The organism is Pseudonocardia sp. (genome assembly GCF_025965585.1).
GTDB lineage: Bacteria > Actinomycetota > Actinomycetes > Mycobacteriales > Pseudonocardiaceae > Pseudonocardia.
The window spans coordinates 1-2,863 of record NZ_JAOPWR010000319.1; the positions used below are offsets into that span (position 1 = coordinate 1).

Annotated in this window: 2 pseudogenes; both read right to left on the reverse strand. The window is 69.8% G+C overall.

Annotated elements, in window-relative coordinates:
- Window positions 1–1,811: pseudogene (locus JWR81_RS34440) on the reverse strand (DUF3556 domain-containing protein); the annotation flags it as partial.
- 91 nt (window positions 1,812–1,902) lie between these two features.
- Window positions 1,903–2,439: pseudogene (locus JWR81_RS19415) on the reverse strand (class I adenylate-forming enzyme family protein); the annotation flags it as partial.
- Between the last annotated feature and the right edge of the window lie 424 nt (window positions 2,440–2,863).

Here is a 2,863-nt window from a genome sequence, read left to right on the forward strand (position 1 = left end):
GAGGCCGGCACCGGTCGCTCGCTGGGCCGGCCGTCCGACGTCGCGGAGCTGGTCACCGCGGTGCGCGCGTGGCTGCAGCTGCCCCACCCGGACTGACCGGCGGCCGGTCATCGCCGCAGGTGGCGCAGCGCCGATGCGGCGGCGTTGGCGCCGCACATGCCGTGCGCCCCGGGGCCGGGCGGGGTGGCCGCCGAGCAGGAACATCCCGGGGACCCCGATGCGGTAGGGATCCAGGATCGCGCGGGGGCCGAGCACGACCTGGGCGATGGTCTTCGCCCCGGTGAGGATGTCGCCACCGACGTAGTTGGCGTTGTACGCGGCGAAACCGGTGGTCGTCCGGGCCTGGGTGCCGACGATCCGGTCGCGGAAGCCGGGCGCGAACCGTTCGATCTGTGCCAGCGTGCTGGCGACCCTGGACGGGCGCAGGTCGCGGGGGAAGTCGCGGTACTGCATGCGCTTGAACCACTTCGCCGGGACCGACGGGCTGTTGGACACCATCGGGGCCACGACGTTGGAGAAGCGCAGCCCGAACTTCGAGACGCCGGCGCCGATCCAGACGACGACGATGAGCAGCTTCAGCGCGATGATCATGTCGACGAACGGCAGTACGGCGAAGAAGACCATGGCCGGCAGGTACTGCTCGCCGCGGGCGGCCAGGAAGAGGGTCTTGTCCCGTAGCCCGCACAACACCAGCAGCACCGCCGGCGCGACCAGCAGCGCGGGGTTCACCAGGCCGGTGGTGTTGCCGGGCACCGCCGCCGACAGCGTGGCGCTCGGGACACCCGGCAGCACGATCGCCGCGAGCAGGGTCACCAGCAGCGCGAGGTACAGCACGACGTCGACGACCGTGCGGCGGTCACCACTGGTGAACGGCACCCGGCACCACGGGCGCAGCCGGATCGTGTCGGGGCGGGCCCAGAACAGGACACCGCCGGTCATCGGCTTGAACTTGCCGGCCATCGGGCCCACGACCCGGCAACGCCGAGTGCTTCGAGCAGCACCGTCCACAGCACGAGCTTCTGGTAGACCACCGGCTGGTTCCACCAGCCGACGACGTCCCAGAACGGCGCTGTGCCCGAGGTCGAGGTGGCCAGCGCGGTGCCGGCCGGCATGTAGAGGAACAGCACCTTCAGCACATAGATCGTCGGAATCATCTTCGGCGAACCGAAGCCGTACTCCACCCAGTGCAGGGCGAGAGCTTTCATGCGTTCCATCAGTGGTTTGTCGAGAAATGTCTCGACATCGACGGGAGGAAAATCGCCGGAAGTGAACCCCATCGGACTTCCTTTCTGCAGACGATTCAGGCGCGCAGGGTCCCGGCGTGCATTCAGTGGAATGCAGATCAGGTTGGTACGGGACTTGACGGCTCGTCGGGGTGTCGCCCGCAGCGCCGGCTTGTCGACCTTGCCGACCGCGTTCTTCGGCAACGTGTCGAGGATGTCGACCCGCGTCGGGATCTTGATCCGGTCCACCAGGACCAGGTAGCCGTCGGAGTCGAAGCGGCCGACGTCGCCGGTGTGCAGCCAGCCCTCGACGATCACAGCCGCGGTCTCGCCGGGGCGGTTGAGGTAGCCCCGCATCACGTTCGGGCCGCGCACGACGACCTCCCCCGGCCCCGCACCAGCCATGCGCCCGTCCGGGGACATCAGCGCGACCTGCTGGCCGGGCAGCGGGAGCCCGGCGGTGCCCGGCTTGCGCAGCCCGGCCGGCGGGTTCAGCGTCGACGCGCACGTACCCTCCGACAGCCCGTAGCCCTCCACGACCGGGACCCCGAAGCGACGCTCGAACCGGCTGATGAGCTCGGCCGGCATGGGTGCCGCACCGCAGATCACCCGGCGCAAACGAGGACAGGTCGGGAGCCACCTGCTCGGGCAGCGCGACGAGCATCGCGTAGATCGCCGGCACGGCCGAGAAGTAGGTCGGCCGCACCCGCTCCACGTCCGAGAAGAACGCGCCGGGTCGGAACCGGCCGTTGATGGTCGCCCGCCCGCCGGCCAGCAGGGGCGACAGCACGCTCACCACGATCCCGTTGACGTGGAACAGTGGCAGGATCAGCAGGCTGTGGTCGGACCCGTCGAGACCAAGGGCGTCGATGATCATGCCGGACATCGCGGCGACGTTGGCGTGGTCGAGCATGACGCCCTTGGGGCGGCCCGTGGTGCCACTGGTGTAGATGACCAGCGCGAGCCGGTCCGGAGACACGGCGACCTGCGGGGGCGCGGCCACGTCGCCGCCCCCGCCGAGGTCCGCGGCGTCCAGCGTGACCGCAGGAGTGGCCACGGCGTCCCCGACCACTACCGACGCCCCCGAGTCACCGACCTGGTGGGCGATCTCCGGCGTGGTCAGCGCAGGGTTCACCGGAGTGACCGCGGCGCCGAGGCGCCAGGCGGCGAACAGCGTCACCACGAGGTCCACACGATTCGGCAGAACGACGGCCACGACATCACCGGGCCGATGCCGTGCGATGCCAGAACCGCGGCAGCCGTCCGAACACGATCCCGGAACGAGGAATTGTCGAGCGACCGGCGATCGTCGGCCAGACAGGCCCGAACGGATTCTTCCTGGCCCGTTCCTCGGGGAGCCTCACAATCTCCATCGCCTTCTCCGCATCTCGCCGATGAGTGTGCAGAAAATGTAGGGTCCGTCCGCGCCGGCAACCATGGGACGGCGCCACGAAGTCACGCCGCGCGCCTGTGCTGCGGGCACAGTCGACGGCCCGGTCCCGGTCCATGGGTGCCGGGCCGTTGTGGCGCTGTCCTCAGTCGGTCATGGCGTAGGCCGAGAGATCGGCGATATGGGTACCGGACAGGCCCATCATCGAGAACACGTCCCGGCCGTGCATCGCCGACCAGAACAGCACCTC